Here is a 24,190-nt window from a genome sequence, read left to right on the forward strand (position 1 = left end):
GCCGCACCTGACCCCCGCATCCTACGGCGGGCATCGCCGCAGGCCACTGTGGGAGGATCGGCCCATCATTCCAAGTACTCCTCCAAGTACTCCTTGGTACAACGTCGCACCCACAAGGAGCGTGCCCATGTCGTCGAATCCGGTCGCCGAGACCGTCGCCTCACTCATGCCCCGGGCGAAGGAGGAACTCGCCGCGCTGGTGGCCTTCCGGTCGGTGGCGGACTTCGACCAGTTCCCGCGCAGCGAGAGCGTGGGGGCCGCCAACTGGACAGCGGCGGCCCTGCGCGCCGAGGGATTCCAGGACGTGGCCCTGCTCGACACCCCGGACGGCACCCAGTCGGTGTACGGGTATCTGCCCGGACCCGAGGGCGCGAAGACCGTGCTGCTCTACGCCCACTACGACGTGCAGCCGCCGCTGGACGAGGCGGGCTGGGCCACTCCGCCGTTCGAGCTGACCGAGCGCGACGGCCGCTGGTACGGGCGCGGCGCGGCGGACTGCAAGGGCGGCGTGATCATGCACCTGCTCGCGCTGCGCGCGCTGACGGCGAACGGCGGCGTGCCGGTGCACGTCAAGGTGATCGCCGAGGGTTCGGAGGAGCAGGGCACCGGCGGCCTCGAGCGGTACGCCGAGCAGCACCCCGAACTGCTGGCCGCTGACACGATCGTCATCGGCGACGCGGGCAACTTCCGGGTCGGTCTGCCGACGGTCACCTCGACGCTGCGCGGCATGACGCTGCTGCGCGTGAAGGTCGACACACTCGAAGGCAACCTGCACTCCGGTCAGTTCGGCGGCGCGGCGCCCGACGCGCTGGGCGCCCTGATCCGCGTACTGGACTCGCTGCGCGCCGAGGACGGCTCGACGACCGTCGACGGTCTGGCGGCGGACGACCGCTGGGAGGGCCTGGCGTACGACGAGGAGCAGTTCCGCCGGGACGCCCGGGTGCTCGACGGCGTGGAGCTGATCGGTTCCGGTTCGGTCGCCGACCGCATCTGGGCGCGGCCGTCCGTCACGGTGCTCGGCATCGACTGCCCGCCGGTCGTCGGCGCCACCCCGTCGGTGCAGGCGGGCGCCCGCGCGCTGGTGAGCCTGAGGGTGCCGCCGGGCGTGGACGCGGCCGAGGCGACCAAGCTGCTCCAGGCCCACCTGGAGGCGCGTACGCCGTGGGGCGCCCGGGTCGGCGTCGAACAGCTCGGCCAGGGCCAGGCGTTCCGCGCCGACACCACCAGCCCGGCGTACCAGGCGATGGCGGACGCGATGGCGGTGGCGTACCCCGGCGAGGAGATGCAGTACGCGGGCCAGGGCGGCTCCATCCCGCTGTGCAACACCCTGGCGTCACTGTATCCGCAGGCGGAGATCCTGCTGATCGGCCTGAGCGAGCCGGAGGCCCAGATCCACGCCGTGAACGAGAGCGTGTCCCCCGAGGAGCTGGAGCGGCTGTCGGTGGCCGAGGCGCACTTCCTGCGCAACTACGCGGCGAGCTGAGCCGGGGCGGCTCGCGGTCGGGCCCGCTGCGGCTCGTGTTCTGCCGTCGGCAGAGGGGCCTCGCCACCCGGCGGGGCCCTGCCCTCTCTGCCTACGGTCGTCCCGTGACTCCTCTCCCTCGTGAACGAGGGAGCTTCTCCACCGACTCCAAGGAGTCGGCAGACGGCCAAGCCCTGACCGCTGCCGAAGCAGGTACGCAGCGTACTACGCCGCTTCGCGGCTCCGGTACGCAGGGGCGGCGGCCGAGTCCTTGGGACGGGTACGGCGGATCGTGCTCACCCACTTCCACGAGGACCACGTGGGCGGGGCGCAGGAGGTGGCCGCGCTCACCGGGGCCGAGGTGGTGGCGCACGGCCTGGAGGCGCCCGTCGTGCGCGGCGAGGTGCCGGGCCCGCCGCCCATGTACGAGGACGGGGAGCGTCCGCTGCACGAGAGCGCCCTGCGGCTGCTTCCGCGGGGCGGCTTCGACCGGCCGGCGCGGGTGACCGAGGTGTCCGACGGGGACGTGCTGGACTTCGGCGGCGGGGCCCGGGTCGTGCACGCGCCGGGTCACACGGACGGAAGCGTCGGGCTGCACCTGCCGCGGCACGGCGTGCTGTTCACGGGGGACGCCGTCGCTGCGTCCCCGTTCGACGGCAGTGTGCTGCTCGGCGTGCTCAACACCGACCGGGACCGGGCCGTCTCCTCCTTCGGGCGTGTGGCGGCCCTCGACTCGGAGCTGGTCTGTTTCGGTCACGGGGATCCGGTGACCGTCCGGGCCGGGGCGGCGCTGCGGGAGGCGGCGCGGTCCTACGGGGCGGACGTCTGACGTCAACCGACCGGTGTGCCCGCCTCCAGGTAGAGGGCGGCGCCGCGTTCGCGTGCCCGCAGGGCCCAGCGCAGCCGTGCGTAGCGGACCGGGGGCAGCAGGCCGGCGGCCTCGTCCTCGGTGACGAAGCGCCAGTCGCGCAGTTCGGAGCCGGGCAGCTTGATGCGTCCGGCGGCCGCGGAGTCGAGCCGGCCGCCGTCGAAGAGCATGCGCAGGCCGCCGTAGGCGGGTGGTGCGGGCGGTTCCCAGTCGACGACCAGCAGGGCGGGTACGTCCTCGAGGCGCAGGCCGGTCTCCTCGACGACCTCGCGCACACCGGCGCGGGCCGGTGCCTCGCCGGGTTCGACGACGCCGCCGGGGAACTCCCAGCCGGGTTTGTAGGTGGGGTCGACGAGCAGTACCCGGTCCTGTTCGTCGAAGAGCAGGACGCCGGCGGCGACGGTCTCGCCGGTGGGCTCCGGCGTCTGCACGATCCCGCAGGCCGGCACGGCGCCGGTGCCGACGGCCTCCGCGACCCGGGCGGCGGCCTCGTACGGCGTGAGGGCGCCGGTGTCGACCGGATGGGCGTCCGCGGTGAGCCAGGAGGCGAGGGCGGACCGGTAGGGCTCGATGTGGTCGTACGACCACTGCCGTACCCGCAGCTCGCCGTCCGGCAGGTCCGCCGGTGTCTCGCGGTTCGCTATTCGCTCCCGCAGGATCGTTTCAGCCGGAGCCAGCAGGACGTGCCGGACCGCGATCCGGCGGGCGGCGAGACCACCGAAGATCTCGTCCCGGTACTCCTGGCGCAGCAGCGTCATCGGGACCACGAGGGTCCCGCCGAGGTCGGCGAGCAGCGCGGCCGCCGTGTCGATCACCAGGCGCCGCCAGATCGGCAGGTCCTGGAAGTCGCCCACCTCGGCCAGGCGTTTGGGCGGCAGCAGGTGTGCGAGTGCCCCGCCGATGATCTCGGGGTCGAAGAGTGTGCTGTTCGGGATCAGTTCGATCAGTTCCCGTGCGGTGGTGGTCTTCCCCGCACCGAACGCGCCGTTGATCCAGACGACGGTCACAGGTCCCCCTCTTCTGTTGGCCCCCTGTGGCTTGCCCGCTTCACCCTGCCACGGAAACCAGGCGCAGTTGAGGACGTACGACAGCGGCGCCGGTGCCCAGGGGAGGGACACCGGCGCCGCATGGTCCGGGTGGGGGCGTCAGCCCAGCCCGCCCAGGGCGTCGTCGTCGAGGGTCAGGCTCTCGGTGGCGACGGTGTCCTCCAGGGTGCTGACGGTGTCGTCCACCCCGAGGTTGAGCGGGAGGTCGCTCGGGGCGGCGTGGGACGGGCTGACGGCCGCGACGACGAAGCCGGTGGCGAGGGACGCGAGGGCGAGCATGCTGCGCTTCTTCATGCCCCGTTCAACTACGCCGCCGCGCGGGGGTCACGGGTGAGACCGCGCAAGCCGTCGAACCGACCCGGCTCCCGCCCCGGGGACAGCGCCTCACCGACCCGACCCTCCCCTCTCCCCAGCAGATCGAGCCCGGGGCTCACCGACCCGCGCCTCCCCCAGCAGACCGGGCCCGGGGCTCACCGACCAGCCCGGGCCGCGGACCCGACACTCACCGCCCGACACCGGCCGACCGCCCCAAACCTCACCGACCAGTCCCGGCCGCAAACCCCCGACTCACCAACCGCCCCCACCCAACCGACCCGAGACTCACCGCCCACCCCGGCCAACCGGCCCAAGCCTCACCGCCCGGCACCGGCCGACCGGCCCCGAGCTCACCGACCAGTCCCGGCCGCGGACCCAATACTCGCGGACCCACGTCTGCGCGGACCCGACACTCACCGCCCGACACCAGCCGCCCGGCCCAAGCTCACCGACCAACCGACGCGAGCCTCACCGCCCGACACCGGCCAACCGGCCCCGAACTCACCGACCAGTCCCGGCCAACCGGCCCAAGACTCACCGACCGACCCCAACCGCGGACCCCAGCCTCACCGACCAGCACCGGCCGACCCGCTCCAGGCTCACCCGCCGGCCTCGGCCGCGGGCCCGAGGCCCATCGGCCGGATCCGTGCCGCGCCGGTCCGGCTCAGACGTGCGCGGCGGTGGCGTCCGGTGTTCTCGAGAGCGCCGCCGCGGCCGCCCCGACCAGTCCGGCGTCCGTCCCCATCTGGGCGGGGACGACCGCCAGGCGCTGGACGAAGGAGAGGGTCGCGTAGTCGGTGAGGGCCTTGCGCAGGGGGGCGAAGAGGACGTCGCCCGCCTTGCCCACGCCCCCGCCGACCACGGCGATGTCGATCTCGACGAGGGTCGCGGTGGCGGCGATACCGGCGGCCAGGGCCTGCGCGGCCCGTTCGAAGGAGGCGACGGCGACGGGGTCGCCCAGGCGGGCGGAGGAGGCGACCGCGGCGGCGGAGGCGTCGCCGTCCGGTCCCGGCCGCCAGCCCGCGTCGAGGGCGCGGCGGGCGATGTTGGGGCCGCTCGCTATGCGCTCCACGCAGCCGCGCGCACCGCACGGGCACGGATCGCCGTCCAGATCCACGCTGATGTGGCCGATGTGGCCGGCGTTGCCGGTCGGGCCGGGGTGCAGCCGGCCGTTCAGGACCAGACCGCCGCCGACGCCCGTCGACACCACCATGCACAGCGCGTTGTCGTGCCCACGGGCCGCACCCTGCCAGTGTTCGGCCGCCGTGATGGCCACCCCGTCGCCGATCAGCTCCACCGGCAGGTCACCGGCGGCGGCCCGGACCCGCCGGACCAGGGGGTAGTCGCGCCAGCCGGGTACGTTCACCGGGCTGACCGTGCCGGCGGAGGCGTCCACCGGGCCGGCGCTGCCGATGCCGACGGCCGTGGCCCGCCCCCACAGCGGCGACGCGGTCAGTTCCGCGAGCACGGCTTCGACGGCCCCCATCACGGTGTCACCGTCCTCCTGGGCGGGTGTCGCACGCTGTGCGCGCGCCTGGATGCGGCCGTGGCCGTCCACCAGTGCGCCGGCGATCTTGGTGCCGCCGATGTCCAGCGCTGCCACGAGGTCGGTGTGCATCAGAGTCGGATCTCCCCGTCGGACCGAAAGCGAAAAATGACGAACACAAGGCGCGCAGCGGACCGGTCCCACGGTGGGGACGAGGACCGGAGAGTGCGATGGACAGTGTCTCCCGCATCTGACAACGTTGTCCAGGCTCTATGCTCGACGCCACATCCTCATACAACCTCATGACCGACACATCCCCCCGGACAGCAGGAGCCGACGCAATCCCGTGGACGACAGGACAGGACACCGCATCGTGCCCGACACGACCCGCCGCGCAGACCGCCTCCCCGGGAACCGGTACGGCAATCGCCCGACCATGAAGGACGTCGCCGCCCGCGCCGGGGTCGGCCTCAAGACCGTCTCCCGGGTGGTCAACGGGGAGCCGGGCGTCACCCCGGAGACGGAGCGCCGCGTCCAGGAGGCCATCGACGCCCTGGGCTTTCGCCGCAACGACAGCGCGCGGGTGCTCCGCAAGGGCCGCACCGCGAGCATCGGTCTGGTCCTGGAGGATCTGGCCGACCCGTTCTACGGGCCGCTCAGCCGCGCCGTGGAGGAGGTGGCCCGCGCCCACGGCGCCCTGCTGATCAACGGATCGAGCGCGGAGGACCCGGATCGCGAGCAGGAGCTGGTCCTTGCACTGTGCGCGCGGCGGGTGGACGGTCTTGTGGTGATCCCCGCCGGGGACGACCACCGGTATCTGGAGCCCGAGCTGAAGGCGGGCGTCGCCACGGTGTTCGTGGACCGTCCGGCGGGGCGCATCGACGCGGACGTGGTGGTGTCGGACAACTTCGGCGGCGCCCGCGACGGCGTGGCCCACCTCATCGCGCACGGGCACCGCAGGATCGGCTTCATCGGCGACATGCCCCGCATCCACACCGCCGCCGAGCGGCTGCGCGGCTACCGGGCCGCCATGGAGGACGCCGGCATACCGGTGAAGGACTCCTGGATGTCCCTGGGCGTCACCGACCCGGAGCGGGTGCGCCGGGCGGCCGAGGAGATGCTCGCCGACCCGCATCCGGTCACCGCGATCTTCACCGGCAACAACCGGGTGACGGTCACCGTGATCCGTGTGCTGGCCGAGCACACCAGAGGCGTCGCACTCGTCGGCTTCGACGACATCGAGCTGGCCGACCTGCTCCGGCCGGGCGTCACCGTGGTCGCGCAGGACGCGGCCGCCCTCGGGCGCACCGCCGCCGAGCGGCTCTTCCGGCAGTTGGACGGCACCCTCCTGGCCCCCGACCGCATCGAACTGCCGACCAGGCTGGTCACCCGGGGCTCGGGCGAGCTGCCGCCGTCGCACTGAGCGGACCGCGGCGGACGACCGTACGGGCGGTGTCCGGCGCGAGCACAGGACACACCGTCGCGCCCACACGCCACCGCCGGGAGGAATCACACCGTGTCGCAACGACTCAGCGGGGGCCCGGGCCGGGGGCCCGGGCGGCCGTCCGGCGAGGACCGGACCCTGGGGGCGCTCGGGCTGGCCGGGGTGCCGCGTGAGGAGCCGCTCCTGTACCCGGGCGCGTGGCCCACGGAGTCCGGACTGCTGGACGGGGACCGGTTGCTGCCGCTGGACCGGGCGGTGCACGGGGACGGGGGCGACCGGGTTCCCGTGCTCGCGATCGGCTCCAACGCGAGTCCGGGCCAGCTCCGGCACAAGATGGCCGAGTTCGGCATCGGCTCGCCGATCCCGATGGTCAGGTCGCGGGTCACCGGCCTGGACATCGGCGTCTCCGCCCACGTGAGCCGGATGGGCTACGTGTCCGCCTCACCGGTGGGCGCCGCCGGCGTCGTGCGGGAGCTGTTCGTCCTGTGGCTCGACGCCGAGCAGCTCGCGGTGATCGACGCCAGCGAGGGCGTACCGATGGCGGGCGGCAACTTCGACCGCGCCTGGCTGCCCGCGCCCGACGTACGCGTCGAGCCGGGGGACGGCACGGTGCTGCGTGGCGCGTACGCCTACGTCAACCGTCACGGCGTCCTGCACGACGGCAACGGCGCGCCGCGTCGGCACCCGGGAGAGCAGCGGCCCCTGATCACCGAGCTGCTGCACGGGTCGGCCCGGCTGCGGGGGCTGTTCGGGGTGACGCCCGAGGAGTTCTGCGCGCGGGCGCGGGCCGACCGGCGGCTGTGCGAGCGGGGGACGCGGCTGTTCGCCGAGGAGGGGCGGGTGACGGCGTCCGGTCTGGAGCGGTACGTGGGCTCCGGACCGGACGATCCCTTCTCCGGGACCCGGCCCCCGTCTACTGCGCCGATGCCGTGAGGTCGCCGCGCCGCGGGGAGGAGAAGCCCTCCAGGTCGGCGCGGGTCAGGCCGGTCAGCCGGGCGACCTCGCCGATGTCGAGGGCGCCGCAGTCCAGGCCGCGCAGCAGATAGCCGCTGAGGGCCTTGGCGGTGGCGGGCTCGTCCATGACGTCGCCGCCGGTGCGGTTCGCGTAGCGGGCGAGGCGGGTGGCGGCCTGCTCGAGGCCCTCGCGGTAGAAGGCGAAGACGGCCGCGTACCGGGTCGGGATGTGGGCGGGGTGCATGTCCCAGCCCTGGTAGTAGGCGCGGGCGAGGGCCCGGCGGGTGAGGCCGAAGTGCAGGCGCCAGGCGTCGTGGACCTTGGCGGTGGGGCCGACCGGCAGGACGTTGGTGGAGCCGTCCGAGACGCGTACGCCGGTGCCGGCGGCGGCGACCTGCATGACCGCCTTGGCGTGGTCCGCGGCCGGGTGGTCACTGGCCTGGTACGCGGCGGAGACGCCGAGGCAGGCGCTGTAGTCGAAGGTGCCGTAGTGCAGGCCGGTGGCGCGGCCCTCGGCGGCCTGGATCATGCGGGCGACGGCGGCGGTGCCGTCGGCGGCCAGGATGGACTGGCTGGTCTCGATCTGGATCTCGAAGCCGATCCGGCCGGGCGTGAGGCCGCGCACCTTCTCGAAGGCCTCCAGGAGCCGCACCATGGCGGTGACCTGCTCGGGGTAGGTCACCTTCGGCAGGGTGAGGACCAGTCCGTCGGGCAGGTCGCCGGCCTCCATGAGGCCGCTGAGGAAGACGTCGAGGGTGCGGATGCCCCGGGCGCGCACCGGAGCCTCCATGCACTTCATGCGGATGCCCATGTACGGGGCGGCCGTGCCCCGCGCGTACGCCTCGGCGATCAGCCGGGCGGCGCGGGCGGCGGCCTCGTCCTCCTCGGCGTCCGTGCGGTTGCCGTAGCCGTCCTCGAAGTCGACGCGGAGGTCTTCGATCGGCTCGCGCTCCAGTTTGGCGCGTACGCGGGTGTACACGGGCTCGGCGAGGTCGTCGGTGAGGCCGAGGACGGCGGCGAGGGACGCGGCGTCGGGGGCGTGTTCGTCGAGGGCGGCGAGCGCCTGGTCGCCCCAGGAGCGGACGGTGTCGGCGGCGAAGACGTCACCGGGGACGTAGACGGTGTGGACGGGCTGGCGGGTGCCCGGGTCTCCGGGGTAGCGGCGCTCCAGCTCCGCGTCGACCGGTGCGAGGGAGGCACTGATCTCCTCGCCGACGGCGCACGCGAGGCTCGTTGCCACCTTCTCCTGCTGACCCATCCGACACCCTCCTGGTTTCACTTTTCCGCTCAACGGAATCACTTATCCGTAGAGCGAAGTTATCTGTCGGTCTCTCGCCGGTCAACACCCATCCTGCGCACACGCCGAGGCCCCCGCGACCACGGACGGTCGCGAGGGCTTCGGCGTGACGTTTCGGCCGGGAGGTTCAGCCCTTGCGGGTGTTCACTTCCTCGGTGAGCTGCGGGACGACGTCGAAGAGGTCGCCGACGACGCCGTAGTCGACGAGGTCGAAGATCGGGGCCTCGGCGTCCTTGTTGATCGCCACGATCGTCTTCGAGGTCTGCATGCCGGCCCGGTGCTGGATCGCGCCGGAGATGCCGGAGGCGATGTAGAGCTGCGGCGAGACGGACTTGCCGGTCTGGCCGACCTGGTTGGTGTGCGGGTACCAGCCCGCGTCCACCGCGGCACGCGAGGCACCCACGGCCGCGCCGAGCGAGTCGGCGAGGGCCTCGATGAGTCCGAAGTTCTCCGCGCCGTTGACGCCGCGGCCGCCGGAGACGACGATCGCGGCCTCGGTCAGCTCGGGGCGGCCGGTCGACTCGCGCGGGGTGCGCGAGGTGACCTTGGTGCCGGTCGCGGCGGCGGAGAAGGAGACCGAGAGGGCCTCGACGGCACCGGCGGCCGGGGCGGCCTCGACGGCGGCCGAGTTCGGCTTGACCGTGATGACCGGGGTGCCCTTGGAGACGCGGGACTTGGTGGTGAACGCGGCGGCGAAGACCGACTGGGTGGCCACCGGGCCCTGGTCGCCGGTCTCCAGGTCGATGGCGTCGGTGATGACACCGGAGCCCAGGCGCAGCGCCAGGCGGGCGGCGATCTCCTTGCCCTCGGCGGAGGAGGGGACCAGCACGGCGGCCGGGGAGACGGCCTCGTGGGCGGCCTGGAGGGCGTCGACCTTCGGTACGACCAGGTAGTCGGCGTACTCGGCGGCCTCGTGGGCGAGGACCTTCACCGCGCCGTGCTCGGCGAGCGTGGCGGCGGTGTCACCGGCGCCGTTGCCGAGGGCGACGGCGACGGGCTCGCCGACGCGGCGGGCCAGGGTCAGCAGCTCCAGGGTCGGCTTGCGGACGGCACCGTCCACGTGGTCGACGTAGACGAGAACTTCAGCCATGGGACTTCTTCTCTCCTGCTTGCGAAAGATGAGGGACGGTCGGCGGGGCGGGGCTCAGATGAACTTCTGGCCCGCGAGGAAGGCGGCGAGCTGCTTGCCGCCCTCGCCCTCGTCCTTGACGATCGTGCCCGCGGAGCGCGCCGGACGCTCGGCTGCCGACTCGACGACCGTGTAGGCGTTCTCCAGACCGACCTCGTCCTCGTCGATCTCGAGGTCGGACAGGTCCCAGGACTCCACCGGCTTCTTCTTGGCCGCCATGATGCCCTTGAACGAGGGGTAACGCGCCTCGCCCGACTGGTCGGTGACCGACACGACGGCCGGCAGCGACGCCTCGAGCTGCTCAGTGGCGGAGTCTCCGTCGCGGCGGCCCTTGACCGTGCCGCCCTCGACCGAGACCTCGGACAGCAGCGTCACCTGCGGCACGCCCAGGCGCTCCGCGAGCAGTGCCGGTACGACGCCCATGGTGCCGTCGGTGGAGGCCATGCCGGAGACGACCAGGTCGTAGCCGGCCTTCTCGACGGCCTTGGCCAGGACGAGGGAGGTGCCGACGGCGTCGGTGCCGTGCAGGTCGTCGTCCTCGACGTGGATCGCCTTGTCCGCGCCCATGGACAGCGCCTTGCGCAGCGCGTCCTTCGCGTCCTCCGGACCCACCGTCAAAACGGTGATCTCCACGTCGTCATCGGAATTCTCGGAAATCTGCAGCGCCTGCTCGACCGCGTACTCGTCCAGCTCGGAGAGCAGACCGTCCACGTCGTCCCGGTCGACGGTCAGGTCATCGGCGAAGTGCCGGTCGCCAGTGGCGTCGGGCACGTACTTCACAGTGACAACGATCCTCAAGCTCACGCCGGCTCTCCTACTGCGTCGACATTTCAGTGCTGCCTCTTGCAGGCAGCATAGGCGCCCCAAGCGGCCGATCCCGGTCGGGGCGACCTGCGCTCCGCCGGAATATTACTCGTCAGTACATCCAGTTCCTGCCCGCTAAGCAAGCGCTTTGAACTGTGACCTTCGCAACGCAGCGTAACCGGAACCCGCCACCTTCGCAGCAGCCGTCCCGCTGACCGGTCAGTCGCGCAGACCCCGGTAACGCCCCTGGTGGTACAGCAGGGGCCGGCCGGCCCCTGCGGGGTCGCCGAGGAGCACCTCCGCCAGCACGATCCGGTGGTCCCCCGCGGGCACGCGGCCGGCGACGCGGCAGACGAGCCAGGCGAGGACGCCGTCCAGTACGGGCACCCCCTCGGGGCCCTCGCGCCAGGCGGTGGGCGCCGCGAAGCGGTCGGCGCCGCTGCGGGCGAAGGTGGCCGCCAGCTCTTCCTGGTGCTCGCCGAGCAGGTGGACGCCGACATGCTCGGCCGCGGACACCGCGGGCCAACTGGAGGAGCCGGTACCGATGCCGAAGGACAGGAGCGGAGGCTCGGCGGAGACCGAGGTGAGGGACGTGGCCGTGAAGCCGACCGGGCCGGCGGCACCTCGTGCGGTGATCACGGCGACGCCCACCGCGTGCCGCCGGAAGACCGACCGCAGCAGGTCGTCGGTGGCGGTCCGCTGCGCGGCGAGACCGGGTGTGGCCGTCATACGGGGTTGTCCTTCTGCGTTGCGCCTCGGTCCCGGCAGCGGGGATCGGGGAATGGGGGCAGGCTGACGACGGGTGGCACACACAGTCAAATACGTCCCGGAAGTGGAGGCTGGCCTGGAAGCTGGTGTGGAAGCTGGCGTGGAGGCTGTGGAGAAGGCCTCAGCACCGACGTGGCGGTAATCACACCGCCTCGCCCAGCGCGGCGATCACGTCCGCCTTGCGCGGCTGCCCCGCGGCGCGCCGTACGACGCGGCCACCGGCGTCGAGGACCAGCACGGTCGGTGTCTTGAGCACGTCGAGGGCGCGGACGAGTTCCAGGCGGGCCTCGGCGTCGATCTCGACGTGGGCGACGCCGGGGACCAGGCCCGCCACCTCGCCGAGCACGCGCCGGGTGGCGCGGCAGGGCGCGCAGAAGGCGCTGGAAAACTGTACGAGCGTCGCGCGGTCGCCGAGCTCCGCGCCCAGGTCCGCCGCGTCGAGCCGTGGGCCGGGAGCCCCGGACCGCCTGCCGTCGCCGTGCCCGCGCACCAACGCCCCCGTTCCGCCGCCACCGCGGCACTCCTGGACGCGCGCACGCCGCGCGCCACTGGTCGGTCGTCCACAGGTGCAGCGCTCGCGGGACGGCGGAGATTCCCGCCCACCGTCGTGTTTCGGCCACCAAACAGTCCGGCGAGTGATGAGGATCTCGCCGCACACGGGCACCAAGGCTGGTACACCGGCCGTTCTTGGGGCACGATCTGCGACAAGCCGTAAACCTACGGCTGCGTAACTTTCGACTGGGAGTCCCCTTCCCAGGCTGACAAGGAAGGGTCCGCCCGCCCATGGCAGAACTCGTCTACCGTCCGGTCATCGGTCTCGCCCGCACTCTGTTCAAGGCGTGGGACCTCAAGATCGACTGCCGTGGGTCGGAGAACGTCCCGCGCACGGGCGGCGCCGTACTGGTGAGCAACCACATCAGCTACCTGGACTTCGTCTTCGACGGCCTGGCGGCGCTGCCGCAGAAGCGGCTGGTGCGCTTCATGGCGAAGGAGTCGGTCTTCCGGCACCGGATCTCCGGTCCGCTGATGCGCGGGATGAAGCACATCCCGGTGGACCGCAAGCAGGGCGAGGCGGCGTACGCGCACGCCCTCGACTCGCTGAAGTCCGGCGAAATCGTCGGGGTCTTCCCGGAGGCGACGATCTCCGAGTCGTTCACACTGAAGAGCTTCAAGTCGGGCGCCGCGCGGCTCGCGCAGGAGGCGGGCGTCCCGCTGGTCCCGATGGCACTGTGGGGCACCCAGCGCCTGTGGACCAAGGGCCACCCGCACAACTTCAAGCGCAGCCACACCCCCGTCACCATCCGGGTCGGCGAGGCGATGGAGGCCCCGCGCGAGCAGTACGCGGGCGCCATCACCCGGCGGCTGCGCGAGCGCGTGCAGGAGCTGCTCGAGGCCGCGCAGCGCGCCTACCCGGTCCGCCCCAAGGGAGCCGACGACACGTGGTGGATGCCGGCCCATCTCGGCGGCACCGCCCCCACGCCCGAGCAGGTGCGCACGGCCCAGGCGCACTGAGCCGGGCGGCCGGTCAGAGCGCAGTGGGAAGGGTCTCCCACAGGTGCGGCCGGTCGGTGGCCGCCTTCAGGGTGTCCAGCACTGCCGGATGCGGTGCGGCATAGAGCTCCGGGTAGTCCGCCTCGCCCGCCGCGCGGTCCGGTGTGAAGGCCAGTTGTTCCCTGCCCAGGGAGAACCGCGCGTTCACGCCGGGCTTGTTGCCGCGCGGATCCTGCCGGTGCCAGGCGCCGTCGAGGCGTACGGCGATCAGCCCGTGCACCACGTCGAACCGCTGGTAGCACAGCGCGGTGGGGATGTCCTCGGCCCGCAGCAGCGCGGCCAGCGCGTGGGCCTTGGCGTAGCAGATGCCGGTGCGCCGCTCCAGGACGTCGGAGGCCCGCCAGGTGACGCGCGGATCCCCGGAGTCCTGTGAGTGCGGGATGGTGTCGCGTACGAACTCGAAGGCCAGCCGCGCATAGTCATACGAGTCGTCCGCCTCTTTGGCGAGCCGCCCCGCCGCCTCCCGGATGCGTGGATGGTCGTGGTCGATGACCTCGTCGGCGGCCAGGTAGGCGGACAGGTCGGGGTTCTTCTGGATCAGCTCCATGCCCGCAGAGCATAGGAAAGCGATCACCCGCCAGTCAATGACTTTTCAGGTGACCGCATACCTATGCATTCATCTCCTCCTTGAGGGCGGCGACGAACGCGTCGACGTCCTGCTCGGTCGTGTCGAAGGCGCACATCCAGCGCACGTCCCCGGCGGCCTCGTCCCAGAAGTAGAAGCGGAACCGCTTCTGCAGGCGCTCGCTCACGTCGTGCGGCAGGCGCGCGAAGACCGCGTTGGCCTGCACCGGGTAGAGGATCTCCACGCCGTGCACCGCGCGCACGCCCTCGGCCAGGCGCTGGGCCATCTCGTTGCCGTGCCGGGCGTTGCGCAGCCACAGGTCCTTGGCGAGCAGCGCCTCCAGTTGCACGGACACGAAGCGCATCTTGGAGGCGAGCTGCATGGACAGCTTGCGCAGGTGCTTCATGTGGCGCACCGCGTCCTGGTTCAACACCACGACCGCCTCGCCGAACAGGGCGCCGTTCTTCGTGCCGCCGAGCGAGAGGAGGTCGACGCCGACGGCGTTGGTGAACGTGCGCATGGGCACGTCCAGGGAGGCGGCGGCGTTGGCTATCCGGGAGCCGTCCAGATGCACCCGCATGCCGTGCGCGTGGGCGTGCTCGCAGATGGCACGGATCTCGTCGGGCGTGTAGAGGGTGCCCAGCTCGGTGCTCTGGGTGATCGAGACGACCTGCGGCATCGCGCGGTGCTCGTCGTCCCAGCCGTACGCCTGCCGGTCGATCAGGTCGGGCGTGAGCTTGCCGTCCGGGGTGGGGACGGTGAGCAGCTTGAGGCCGCCCATGCGCTCGGGGGCGCCGCCCTCGTCGACGTGGATGTGCGCGCTCTCGGCGCAGACCACCGCGCCCCAGCGGTCGGTGACCGCCTGGAGCGCGACGACGTTGGCGCCGGTGCCGTTGAAGACCGGGAAGGCCTCGGCGCCGGAGCCGAAGTGGCTGCGGATCACACGCTGGAGGTTCTGGGTGTAGTCGTCCTCGCCGTACGCGACCTGGTGCCCGCCGTTGGCCAGCGCCAGGGCGGCGAGGACCTCCGGGTGGGCCCCGGCGTAGTTGTCACTGGCGAAACCGCGGACCTCGGGGTCGTGATGGCGACGCGCGTCGGTCTTCGGAGGGTTCACGGCTTCTCGGTCAGCCACAGACGGTTTCCGTTCACTTCCGCGGCGGGCTTGTCCCAGACTCCGGCGACGGCCTCGGCGAGGTCACGCACGTCCGTGAAGCCCGCGAACTTCGCGTTGGGACGCTCGGCGCGCATCGCGTCGTGCACCAACGCCTTGACCACCAGGATCGCAGCCGCCGACGTCGGGCCCTGCTCGCCCCCCGCCTTGCGGAAGTAGTCCGCCATGGCCAGCGTCCACGCCTCGGCGGCGGCCTTGGCCGCCGAGTAGGCGGCGTTGCCCGCGGTGGGCCGGCTCGCGCCGGCGGCGCTGATCAGGACGTAGCGGCCGCGGTCGCTGCGCTCGAGCGTCTCGTGGAAGGCGAGGGAGGTGTGCTGCACCGTGCGGATGAGCAGCTTCTCGAGGAGGTCCCAGTCGCCGAGGTCGGTCTTGGTGAAGGTCTGGCTGCCGCGCCAGCCGCCGACGAGGTGGACCACGCCGTCGACCCGGCCGAACTCCTTCTCGGTGCGGTCGGCCCAGGCCCGGGTGGAGTCCAGGTCGAGCAGGTCGACGGTCTCGCCGGTGACGGTGGCGCCGCCGTGCGCGTACCGCGCCGCGTCCACCGCCTCCGCCAGCCGCTCCGGATCGTTGTCCGAACCGACGACCGTCGCACCCGCCTCGGCGAGCCGCAGCAGCGCGGCCCGTCCGGCGGGCCCGCCCGCACCGGCCACCGCGATCACCGCGCCGTCGAGCGCCCCGTTCCCCATGGTCCTCGCCTCCTGTGCCTGTGCCCGTGCCGCTGTCTGTGCCTGAGACTCTGCCCGTGCCCGAGCCTGAGTCTCTGCCTGCCGAACGTGTTCCCGCGTGGCGCCGTCGCTCACGCGGCGGCCCGCTCGGCACCGTCCGCCGTGGCCGTGATGCCCCGGGTCGAGGCAATCACCTTCCGCAGCTTCTTGGACAGTGCCTCGTAGAACATGCTCAGCGGAAACTCGTCCGGAAGCACGTCGTCGACGAGTTTGCGCGGCGGCAGGGACAGGTCCAGGGCGTCGGGACCCTTGGCCCACTTCGAGCCCGGGTGCGGGGCGAGGTAGGTGGCGACCAGCTCGTAGCCGGCGAACCAGTGGACGAGCTTGGGACGGTCGATGCCGTCGCGGTAGAGCGTCTCGATCTCGGCGCAGAGCTGGTTGGTGACCTGCGGGGCGCGCTGCCAGTCGATGAAGAGCTTGTTGTCGGTCCAGCGGACGACGTCGTGCTTGTGCAGGTAGGCGAAGAGGAGCTGGCCGCCGAGGCCGTCGTAGTTGCGCGTGCGCTCACCGGTGACCGGGAAGCGGAACATGCGGTCGAAGAGCACCGCGTACTGCACGTCGCGGGCCTGCGGGACGCCGTCGGCCTCCAGCTTCACGGCCTCCCTGAAGGCGGTGAGGTCGCAGCGCAGCTCCTCCAGGCCGTACATCCAGAACGGCTGGCGCTGCTTGATCATGAACGGGTCGAAGGGCAGGTCGCCGTGGCTGTGGGTGCGGTCGTGGACCATGTCCCACAGGACGAAGGCCTCCTGGCAGCGCTTCTGGTCGTGCACCATCGCGGCGACGTCCTCGGGCAGCTCCACGCCCAGGATGCCGACCGCGGCCTCGGTGACGCGGCGGAAGCGGGCGGCCTCGCGGTCGCAGAAGATGCCGCCCCAGGAGAAGCGTTCGGGCGCCTCGCGCACGGCGATGGTCTCCGGGAAGAGCACGGCCGAGTTGGTGTCGTAGCCGGCCGTGAAGTCCTCGAAGGTGATGCCGCAGAACAGCGGGTTGTCGTAGCGGGTGCGCTCCAGTTCGGCCAGCCAGTCGGGCCAGACCATGCGCAGCACGACCGCCTCGATGTTGCGGTCCGGGTTGCCGTTCTGCGTGTACATCGGGAAGACGACCAGGTGCTGGAGGCCGTCCGCGCGGTTCGCGGCGGGCTGGAAGGCCAGCAGCGAGTCGAGGAAATCGGGTACCTGGAAACCGCCGTCGGCCCAGCGGCCGAGGTCGGTCACCAGGGCCTCGTGGTAGGCGCGGTCGTGCTCGAGGAGCGGGGACAGCTCGCGCACGGCCTCGGCGACCCGGCGCACGGCGTCCTCGGCGGCGGCGCGCCCGGGGGCGCCCTCGGCGTCGAAGTCGATCGACCCGTCCTTGGACTGCCATGGACGGATTCGCTCCACCGCATCCTTGAGCACGGGCCACGCCGGGTGCTCAACCACCCTGATCGCCGAAGGAATGTTCTCCTCCGCACCCACCTGCACAAGAATTTCCGTCATGTCCCATCCTCCACGGGAGAAGCTCACGTCAGGACACCGTATGCATACGAGGTTTCTCCCAGCAAGGGGAGCCCCCGTAAATTATCCTGCCCGACCCTAGTCTTCACCGCATTTTTTCCTGCGGCATGCCCGAGCCCGTATACCGGGCGCGGCCGGGGGGAAACGGTCCCGCAGGGCCGTTAGGCTGCCGCCCTACCTACGCCGACGTCGACGGAAGCGAGTCGAGCCTTGAACTTCCTCACCATCGGTCACCGCGGAGCCATGGGTGTCGAACCCGAGAACACGCTGCGCTCCTTCGTCGCCGCCGAGCAGGCCGGTCTCGACGTCGTCGAACTGGACCTGCATCTGAGCAAGGACGGCGCGCTGGTCGTCATGCACGACGCCGCCGTGGACCGCACCACCGACGGCACCGGCGCCATCGCCGACAAGACCCTCGAGGAACTGCGCGCCCTGGACGCCGGCCGCGGGGAGCGGATCCCGGTCTTCGAGGAGGTGCTGGACGCCGTCTCGGTGCCGTTGCAGGCCGAGATCAAGGACGCGGCGGCCGCACGCGGCCTCGCCGAGGTCATGCTCCGCCGGGACCTGGTGGACCGGGTGGAGGTGATCTCGTTCCACGACGAGGCCATCGTCGAGATCGCCCGGCTGGTGCCGGGGGTGCGGACCGCCCTGGTCGCGCAGTACTACGGCCCCGAGGTCGTGGACCGGGCCGTGGCGGCGGGCGCCGGCACCCTCTGTCTCGACATCAACAGGGTCACGCTGGAGATCGTGCGGCGGGCCCGCAAGGCCGGTCTGCGGGTCTTCTGCTGGACCGTGAACACGCAGGATCATCTGCGGCTGGTGCGCGCCCTTGGCCTCGACGGCGCGACGACCGACTACCCGGAGATCAAACGCACCGGCCGCTTCACCGCCTGAGCCTCGGGCCGCCTGAGCCCCAGGCCCTCAGACCAGCGGCTTGACCAGCAGCTCGAACTGCAGGTCGTCCCGCTGCGGAATGCCGAAGCGCTCGTCGCCGTACGGGAAGGGGGTCATCCTTCCCGTACGGCGGTAGCCGCGGCGCTCGTACCAGGCGATGAGGTCCTCGCGGACCGAGATCACGGTCATGTGCATCTCCGTCACCCCCCATGTCTCGCGGGCCTGCCGTTCCGCCTCCGCGATGATCTTCCCGCCGAGGCCCTCGCCCTGGAGCGCGGGGCTGACGGCGAACATCCCGAAGTAGGCGTGCGCGCCGCGGTGCTCGAGCTGGCAGCAGGCCACGATCCGGCCCTCCCGCTCCACCGTCAGCAGCCGGCTGTCCGGCGACTTGACGACGTCCAGGACGCCCTGCGGGTCGGTGCGCTGTCCCTGGAGGATGTCCGCCCCTCGGTGGTCCACCCGGCCCGGCTGGAGTCGCCCCGGTAGGCGGACTCTATGAGCGCCACGATCGCGTCCACGTCGGCGTCGGTGGCGTCACGGTAGGTCGGTCGGGTGGCGGCGGTGTCCATGTGGGGCGTCTCCGGTTCGTTCTCGGGCGCGGCGCGGCGCGGGCACCGATGAGCGTAACGCCGCCCGTGGTGTCGGGACGCAAGTAGTGTCGGGACGCATGGTGCATGTACTCAGCAGCCGGACCCTGCTCCGCCCCACCGACCCCGACCGCTCCCGGGCCTTCTACGGCGAGCGGCTCGGCCTCGCCGTCCACCGGGAGTTCGGCACCGGCCCCGAGCGGGGCACCGTCTACTTCCTCGGCGGCGGTTTCCTGGAGGTCTCCGGGCGCTCCGAGGCTCCCCCCTCCCCCGCGCTCGCGCTGTGGCTCCAGGTCGAGGACGCGGCGGCGGCCCACGACGAGCTGCGTGCCAAGGGCGTCGAGATCGTGCGGCCGCCGGTCAAGGAGCCGTGGGGGCTGGTGGAGATGTGGATCGCGGACCCCGACGGCACCCGGATCGTGCTGGTGGAGGTGCCCGCGGAGCATCCGCTGCGCCACCGGCCCGGGATCTGAGCCATCGGGGCAGCACCTCGGTACGTGCCGGATGGCCGCGTCCCCGACCCGGCCTTAGCGTGCTGGAGGGGGGACGGACTCTCCTCGGCCCCGGCGGAAGGACGCCAAGCACGATGAAGCTCCACGAACCGGTGACCGGCGGGCCCTGCTGGACGGAGCTGGGGACCACCGACCTGGCAGCGGCCAAACGCTTCTACACCAAGCTGTTCGGCTGGCGTCCGGAGACGGACCCGCGGCCGCAGGCGGGCGGCTACACGATCGCCCGGATCGGCGACGCGGCGGTCGCCGCCCTGACGCCGCTGTACCAGCAGGGGCAGCCGGTCGCGTGGAACGTGTCGTTCGCCGTGCGCGACGCGGACGCCGCCGTACGGCAGGTGACGGCGGCCGGCGGGACGGTCCCGCAGGGTCCCACGGACGTCTTCGACTCGGGCCGGTTCGTGGTGGCCGTCGATCCCACCGGGGCGCTGTTCCAACTGTGGCAGGGGCGCTCGTTCCCGGGTGCCGGGCTGTTCAACGCTCCCGGTTCGCTGGGCTGGGTGGAGCTGCTGACCCGGGAGCCCGACCGGGCCGCCGACTTCTACACGACGGTGTTCGGCTGGAGCGTCAGCGCCTCGCGGCGCTATCCGCAGTGGGGGATCGACGGGGCGGACTTCGGCGGCATGGTGGCGATGGACGACAAGTTCCCGCACGAGGTGCCGGCCCACTGGCTGCCGTACTTCGCGGTGGCGGACGTGAACACCGCCGCGGGCGACGCGACCGACGGCGGCGGCACCGTGCTCATGGAGCCCACCTCCGTGCCCGACGGGCCGCGCATCGCGGTCCTGCGGGATCCGCAGGGCGCGATGTTCGGCGTGTACCGGGCGGGCGACGAGCGCTGAACCCGCCCAGCACGCGGGAAGGGCGCCCTCAGGCCCGCAGCGCGTCCAGGCGGCCCTCGAGCTGGCCCAGCAGCCCTCCCAGGAGCGTCGCCAGCTCGCCCTGCCGGGGTCCGTCCACGCCGGACAGGACGGCGGACTCGTAGGCGAGCTGTTCGGGAAGGATGCCGTCGACGACGTCGCGTCCGGTGTCCGTGAGGCGGACGTGGGCGACCCGGCGGTCGCGGGTGTCTCCGCGCCGTTCGACCAGACCTCGTTCGGTGAGCTGCTTGAGGCGCTTGGTGACGGCCGCTCCGGAGGAGAAGGTCTCGCGGGCCAGCTCGCCGGGGGTCAGCTCGTGCCCGGTGCGGCGCAGCGCGCCGAGCAGGTCGAACTCGGCGCGACTGAGGCCCGCGCGGCGCAGCGGGGCGTCCTCGGCCTGCTGGAGGAGGGCGGCGCAGCGGTTGATGCGGCCGATGATCTCCATCGGCCCGGTGTCGAGGTCGGGGTGGACGGCCCGCCACTGGCGTACGACCGCGGCCACGGTGTCCCCGCCCTGTCCTTCGCCCGGTCCTTCGCCCGGTCCGTTGCTCGGTCCTTCGCCCGGTCCTTTGTCCGGTTCCCCGCCCGGCCCTCTGCCGGGTCCCTCCCTGCCGTCGTCGGCTTCGCTGTCGCCGGCTCCCGCGTCGCCCCCGGTCGCCGAGCCCCCGTCGGTTGCGGTCATGGCCGTACGTCCTCCGTTCTCGTGCCCGTGTCCCGGTCCGCACGCGCTGCCTGGCGTCGCACCGCCTCGGCGAGCGTACGGTGTCCCGACCGCTCGGCGAGCACGACCCTCTCCTGGGGCAGCGCGCGCCCCCACCATTCGCCGGCCGCCCCGTCGGCGGTGGCCCGCAGGTCGGTCAGCGCGGCGGCGAGGCTCCGGCCGGCGGCCTCCAGGGCGCCCGGGGCGGGTTCCCGCTCCGCCAGCAGGCGGGCGGCGCGCTCCCTGGCCAGGTCGGCCGCGGTCACCGCCTGTTCGACGCGGCTGCCGGCCCGCCGGTTGGTGACCGCGACTGCGGCCAGGAAGCCGACCAGGGCCCCGACGAGGGTGTCCACCACCCGCTCGGTGATCAGCTCTCCGGGTTCCTGGTAGCCGGCGAACTCGCTGACGAGCAGTGCCATCGGCGTCACGCAGACGCTGCCGAGCCAGTAGTTGCGGGTGATGAGGGCCTCGGCACCGAAGTTGAGGGCGAGGCAGAACAGGACGAGGAGCGCCTGCCCGAGGTGGGCGAGCGGGGCGATGGCGGCGAAGAGCAGCACCCCGGCGACGTTGCCGACCACGCGCTGCACGGCCCGGCTCCAGGTCAGGGTCATGTTGGCCTGGTAGAGCGCGGCGGCGGTGACCAGGGCCCAGTAGGGGCGGCCGATGCCGAGGGCGAGGGAGGCGTACCCGGCCAGCGCGCAGCCGAGGGCGGTGCGCGCGGCGATCGGGGTCAGCGGGCCGAGCCGCTGCCACAGGGGCGCGGGACGGGCGGCGAGTTCGGCGTCCACGCCGAGGAGTTCGTCGGTGGCCCCCGGGGCGTCGCCGGTGCGGGGGATCCGGCCGGCGCCGCGCAGGGCGTGGGCCCAGGCACGCAGCGGCTCCGGATCGGTGTCGGCGGGGGCGGCCAGCGCGACCTCGGCGCGGACGACGAGGCGCTCCAGGGCGTGCCGGGTGGTGGCGCGGGCGCCCGTCGCGGGGAGGGACAGCAGTGTCTGCCAGGCGGCCTGTACGGCGGCGTACCCGGCGGCGCGGGCGGGGTCGTGGGCGGGGGCGTGGCGGTCTCCGGTGCCGCGGTCGCCGGTGCCGCGGGTGGCGGCGTACGCGGCGGCGGCGTTCAGGGCCTGGGCGGTGGCCCGGCGCTCCGGGCCGTGCGGGCGGACCAGGGCGGGCGCCATGCCGACGAGCCAGGCCCAGACGCCCGCGGCGGCGCCCAGCGCCAGGTGGCCGGGGATCTGGCCGAGGGTCTGCGGGACGAAGAGGGCGGCGGAGCTGATGAAGGTCAGCACCACATTGCCGGGCGGGCCGACGCGGGTGGCGTCGCACAGGGCCTTCTGCACGGCGGCCATCAGGGCGCCGACGGTGACCAGGACGACGGCGTTGCGGGTGAGCGAGGCGGTGACCAGGGCGACGACGACTCCGCCGAGCATGCCGAGCACCACCCATGCCAGGGTGCGGGCGCGGGCGGCGTAGGGGCGGTTGTGGGCGTAGAGCGCGCACAGGGACCCGGCCATCGTGTACATCGCCAGGTCGAGCCGGCCCAGCCCCAGCAGGAGCAGGTTGGGAGGGGCGACGGCGGCGACCGAACTCAGGGCGGGCTTGAACCAGATCTCGGAGGGCCGGCGCAGACGCAGCACGCCTGCCAGGGACAGGCGTCGGCCAGGGCGTGGTGAGATGCCGGAGGTGGGGGTCGCACTGCTCATGGAATTATCTTAACAGGTGTTTTACCTGTAAACGATACCCTCGCACACCACACCGACCAGCGACGATCCGCCGCGCTCCCCCGAATACCCCCCGTGTACACCCTTGCGCTCGCGTGCGCGCCGCATGGCCCGGGCAGTCCTTGACAGACCGTGGACCGCCGAACGGGGAGGTGCGTGTGCACGGACCGGCGTCGCTTGGATGGCTGCTGGTGGCCCTGTGCGCGGCGACCGGCGCCTACTGCCTGCTGCGGATGCGCAGCGGTGTCGAGGAGCAGCGTCGTGCCGCGGGCGGCGAGGCGCTCATGGGGTTCGGCATGGCCGCCATGGCGGTTCCCGCGGCGGTGTTCACCCCGCCCGCGTGGGCTTGGCCCGCCTACGCGGTGGTGTTCGGGGCCGCCGGGCTGCGGTCGTTGTGGGCGCTGTGGGCGGCCAGGTCCGGACGCCACCATCTGCACCACCTCGTAGGAGCCGCGGCGATGGTCTACATGGCGGTGGTGATGGCCGGCTCCCCCGCCCACGCGCACGGGCACGGGCACGGGCACGGCACGTCGGGCACACCGGTGCTGACCGGGGCCCTGCTGCTCTACTTCACGGGGTACGTCCTGCTGACCGGTGTACGCCTGATACCCGTCGCCGCCGTAACCGGGGCCGGGGCCGGTCCGGTGCCCTCGCCCGCTCTCCCGGCCGGCGGCGGCCCCGCGGCCGGGTGGGGCGACCGACCGGAGCTGGCGCGGGTCTGCCGGCTCTCCATGGCGATCGGGATGCTGGCCATGCTGCTGCCCCTGTGACACCGGCGGCCGGACTCCCGTGCGGCTGCGTCCCCCGTCCGGCCTGCCCGGCGTGCGCGGGACGCAATCGTTGCCTGCGTCACTTTGCGCGTCGGCCCGTACTGCCGGCGGCGCCGCGCTCATAGGCTGCCCCCCATGATTCTCCCCGCGGCACTGCTGCTGCTCGGCGCGCTGACCGCCGTGCTCGCCCCCAGGCTGCTCGCCCGGGCCGACTGGCCGGATCGCGAACCGGTGGTCGCGCTGTGGGTGTGGCAGTGCGCGGTGGCCGCGGTGATCGTGTGCTGCGCGCTGTCGATGACGTTCAGCGCGGCGGCGGCCTGGCACGCGGTGGGCGGGCCCGTCTTCGCGACCGCTCCCGGTCCGGTGGTCGAGGCCTACGCGCTCGGGACGTCCGGCCACTGGGCGGACATGACCGCCGTCACGCTGGCCTGCGGCGGGTTGTGGAGCGTCGCCATGCTGGCCCGGGAGGTCGTACGGGCCCGGTCCCGGCGTCGGAGCCGCAGGGCCGAACTGCTGCTGCGCGCTCCGGTGTTGCCCGGCGAGGTGCCCGGCTCGGACCCGCTCGTCGTGCTGGAGGGCGAGCGGCCCGAAGCCTGGTGGCTGCCCGGCACTCCCCCTCAGCTAGTCGTCACCACCGCCGCGTTGCGGCGCCTCAAGGGCCGGCAACTGGACGCGGTCGTCGCCCACGAGAAGGGGCACGCGCGGGCGCGGCACGACTGGCTGCTGCACTGCTCCGCCGCGCTGGCGGACGGTTTCCCGCAGGTTCCGGTCTTCGCCGCGTTCCGCGACGAGATGCACCGCCTGGTCGAACTCGCCGCCGACGACGTGGCCTCCCGCCGCTTCGGCCGGCTGACGACTGCCCTCGCCCTGGTCGAACTCAACGAGGACCGCGGCGTCTTCGGTCCGTGCCCGACCGCCCAGGCCCATGTCCCGCAGCGGGTCCACCGGTTGCTCACCCCGCCGAACCGGCTGACGGCGGCCCGGAGGCTGCGGCTGACGGCCGCGGCCGCGCTGGTACCGGTGGTTCCGGTTCTGGTGGCCTTCGCGCCGGGACTGCGCGCGTTGGGCTAGACA

23 protein-coding genes and 2 pseudogenes are annotated in these 24,190 nt (G+C 72.8%); 10 read left to right on the plus strand and 15 right to left on the minus strand.

Annotated elements, in window-relative coordinates:
* The first annotated feature begins 127 nt into the window (after positions 1 to 127).
* Together KUM40_RS30755 and KUM40_RS30760 are read left to right on the plus strand one after the other, a co-directional pair.
* The gene (locus tag KUM40_RS30755; RefSeq protein WP_217169468.1) at positions 128 to 1,483 is read left to right on the plus strand and encodes a dipeptidase; all 1,356 of its coding nucleotides are present in this window, start codon (positions 128 to 130) and stop codon (positions 1,481 to 1,483) included.
* A 238-nt stretch (positions 1,484 to 1,721) separates the two neighbouring features.
* A pseudogene (locus KUM40_RS30760) lies at positions 1,722 to 2,291 on the plus strand (MBL fold metallo-hydrolase); the annotation flags it as partial.
* A 2-nt stretch (positions 2,292 to 2,293) separates the two neighbouring features.
* Here the strand turns inward: KUM40_RS30760 and KUM40_RS30765 are convergent.
* From KUM40_RS30765 to KUM40_RS30775, 3 genes are all read right to left on the minus strand, one after another.
* Positions 2,294 to 3,337, minus strand: coding sequence for an NUDIX hydrolase (locus KUM40_RS30765; RefSeq protein WP_217169470.1), 1,044 nt, complete (start codon positions 3,335 to 3,337; stop codon positions 2,294 to 2,296).
* A gap of 138 nt (positions 3,338 to 3,475) precedes the next feature.
* Positions 3,476 to 3,670: a hypothetical protein gene (locus KUM40_RS30770; RefSeq protein ID WP_217169471.1), complete on the minus strand. Its 195-nt coding sequence runs from the start codon at positions 3,668 to 3,670 to the stop codon at positions 3,476 to 3,478.
* A 685-nt stretch (positions 3,671 to 4,355) separates the two neighbouring features.
* Positions 4,356 to 5,309: an ROK family protein gene (locus tag KUM40_RS30775; protein WP_217169472.1), complete on the minus strand. Its 954-nt coding sequence runs from the start codon at positions 5,307 to 5,309 to the stop codon at positions 4,356 to 4,358.
* 214 nt (positions 5,310 to 5,523) lie between these two features.
* Here KUM40_RS30775 and KUM40_RS30780 point away from each other — a divergent pair, with 214 nt between their 5' ends.
* Both KUM40_RS30780 and KUM40_RS30785 read left to right on the plus strand, forming a co-directional pair.
* The gene (locus KUM40_RS30780; RefSeq protein ID WP_217169473.1) at positions 5,524 to 6,600 is read left to right on the plus strand and encodes a LacI family DNA-binding transcriptional regulator; all 1,077 of its coding nucleotides are present in this window, start codon (positions 5,524 to 5,526) and stop codon (positions 6,598 to 6,600) included.
* A gap of 93 nt (positions 6,601 to 6,693) precedes the next feature.
* Entirely contained in the window at positions 6,694 to 7,554 is an 861-nt protein-coding gene (locus KUM40_RS30785) for a hypothetical protein (RefSeq protein WP_217169474.1), read from the plus strand.
* On the opposite strand, the gene KUM40_RS30790 is transcribed toward KUM40_RS30785, so the two are convergent.
* From KUM40_RS30790 to KUM40_RS30810, 5 genes are all read right to left on the minus strand, one after another.
* Entirely contained in the window at positions 7,535 to 8,833 is a 1,299-nt protein-coding gene (locus tag KUM40_RS30790) for an aldolase/citrate lyase family protein (protein ID WP_217169475.1), read from the minus strand. The two genes, KUM40_RS30785 and KUM40_RS30790, sit on opposite strands and share 20 nt — an antisense overlap.
* A 166-nt stretch (positions 8,834 to 8,999) precedes the next feature.
* Entirely contained in the window at positions 9,000 to 9,962 is a 963-nt protein-coding gene (locus tag KUM40_RS30795) for an electron transfer flavoprotein subunit alpha/FixB family protein (RefSeq protein ID WP_217169476.1), read from the minus strand.
* A gap of 54 nt (positions 9,963 to 10,016) precedes the next feature.
* A complete protein-coding gene (locus KUM40_RS30800) occupies positions 10,017 to 10,805 on the minus strand; it encodes an electron transfer flavoprotein subunit beta/FixA family protein (protein WP_217169477.1) in 789 nt (262 codons plus the stop codon).
* A gap of 219 nt (positions 10,806 to 11,024) precedes the next feature.
* Positions 11,025 to 11,534 (minus strand): flavin reductase family protein, encoded by a 510-nt coding sequence (locus KUM40_RS30805; RefSeq protein WP_217169478.1) that lies wholly within the window; start codon positions 11,532 to 11,534, stop codon positions 11,025 to 11,027.
* A 181-nt stretch (positions 11,535 to 11,715) separates the two neighbouring features.
* Positions 11,716 to 12,063, minus strand: a complete 348-nt coding sequence (locus tag KUM40_RS30810; protein ID WP_217169479.1) for a thioredoxin family protein — start codon at positions 12,061 to 12,063, stop codon at positions 11,716 to 11,718.
* Positions 12,064 to 12,356: 293 nt separating this feature from the next.
* Here KUM40_RS30810 and KUM40_RS30815 point away from each other — a divergent pair, with 293 nt between their 5' ends.
* Positions 12,357 to 13,085, plus strand: coding sequence for a 1-acyl-sn-glycerol-3-phosphate acyltransferase (locus KUM40_RS30815; RefSeq protein WP_217169480.1), 729 nt, complete (start codon positions 12,357 to 12,359; stop codon positions 13,083 to 13,085).
* 13 nt (positions 13,086 to 13,098) lie between these two features.
* Here KUM40_RS30815 and KUM40_RS30820 read toward each other — a convergent pair whose 3' ends face one another.
* The 4 genes from KUM40_RS30820 to KUM40_RS30835 all read right to left on the minus strand — a co-directional run bounded on the left by KUM40_RS30820 (position 13,099) and on the right by KUM40_RS30835 (position 17,060).
* Complete coding sequence (locus KUM40_RS30820; RefSeq protein ID WP_217169481.1) at positions 13,099 to 13,671, minus strand: transglutaminase domain-containing protein; 573 nt, start codon at positions 13,669 to 13,671, stop codon at positions 13,099 to 13,101.
* A gap of 61 nt (positions 13,672 to 13,732) precedes the next feature.
* Entirely contained in the window at positions 13,733 to 14,803 is a 1,071-nt protein-coding gene (locus KUM40_RS30825) for a low specificity L-threonine aldolase (RefSeq protein WP_217169482.1), read from the minus strand.
* A complete protein-coding gene (locus KUM40_RS30830; RefSeq protein ID WP_217169483.1) occupies positions 14,800 to 15,546 on the minus strand; it encodes an SDR family NAD(P)-dependent oxidoreductase in 747 nt (248 codons plus the stop codon). The genes KUM40_RS30825 and KUM40_RS30830 overlap by 4 nt, the downstream gene beginning before the upstream one ends.
* A 110-nt stretch (positions 15,547 to 15,656) precedes the next feature.
* A complete protein-coding gene (locus KUM40_RS30835; protein ID WP_217169484.1) occupies positions 15,657 to 17,060 on the minus strand; it encodes a DUF6421 family protein in 1,404 nt (467 codons plus the stop codon).
* Positions 17,061 to 17,288: 228 nt separating this feature from the next.
* On the opposite strand from KUM40_RS30835, the gene KUM40_RS30840 reads away from it, so the two are divergent.
* A complete protein-coding gene (locus KUM40_RS30840; RefSeq protein ID WP_217169485.1) occupies positions 17,289 to 17,972 on the plus strand; it encodes a glycerophosphodiester phosphodiesterase family protein in 684 nt (227 codons plus the stop codon).
* Positions 17,973 to 17,999: 27 nt separating this feature from the next.
* Here the strand turns inward: KUM40_RS30840 and KUM40_RS30845 are convergent.
* Positions 18,000 to 18,541, minus strand: a pseudogene (locus KUM40_RS30845) (GNAT family N-acetyltransferase).
* 98 nt (positions 18,542 to 18,639) lie between these two features.
* Between KUM40_RS30845 and KUM40_RS30850 the strand changes: the two are divergent.
* Positions 18,640 to 19,032 (plus strand): VOC family protein, encoded by a 393-nt coding sequence (locus tag KUM40_RS30850; RefSeq protein ID WP_217169486.1) that lies wholly within the window; start codon positions 18,640 to 18,642, stop codon positions 19,030 to 19,032.
* A gap of 113 nt (positions 19,033 to 19,145) precedes the next feature.
* Complete coding sequence (locus KUM40_RS30855) at positions 19,146 to 19,910, plus strand: VOC family protein (RefSeq protein WP_217169487.1); 765 nt, start codon at positions 19,146 to 19,148, stop codon at positions 19,908 to 19,910.
* A 28-nt stretch (positions 19,911 to 19,938) separates the two neighbouring features.
* On the opposite strand, the gene KUM40_RS30860 is transcribed toward KUM40_RS30855, so the two are convergent.
* Complete coding sequence (locus KUM40_RS30860) at positions 19,939 to 20,610, minus strand: MarR family winged helix-turn-helix transcriptional regulator (RefSeq protein ID WP_217169488.1); 672 nt, start codon at positions 20,608 to 20,610, stop codon at positions 19,939 to 19,941.
* Positions 20,607 to 22,328: an FUSC family protein gene (locus KUM40_RS30865; RefSeq protein ID WP_217169489.1), complete on the minus strand. Its 1,722-nt coding sequence runs from the start codon at positions 22,326 to 22,328 to the stop codon at positions 20,607 to 20,609. The genes KUM40_RS30860 and KUM40_RS30865 overlap by 4 nt, the downstream gene beginning before the upstream one ends.
* Positions 22,329 to 22,504: 176 nt before the next feature.
* Here KUM40_RS30865 and KUM40_RS30870 point away from each other — a divergent pair, with 176 nt between their 5' ends.
* Entirely contained in the window at positions 22,505 to 23,116 is a 612-nt protein-coding gene (locus tag KUM40_RS30870) for a DUF5134 domain-containing protein (protein ID WP_217169490.1), read from the plus strand.
* Between the two features lie 135 nt (positions 23,117 to 23,251).
* Positions 23,252 to 24,187, plus strand: a complete 936-nt coding sequence (locus KUM40_RS30875; RefSeq protein ID WP_217169491.1) for a M56 family metallopeptidase — start codon at positions 23,252 to 23,254, stop codon at positions 24,185 to 24,187.
* Positions 24,188 to 24,190 lie beyond the last annotated feature (3 nt).

The organism is Streptomyces sp. AC512_CC834, from assembly GCF_019049325.1.
Classification (GTDB): domain Bacteria; phylum Actinomycetota; class Actinomycetes; order Streptomycetales; family Streptomycetaceae; genus Streptomyces.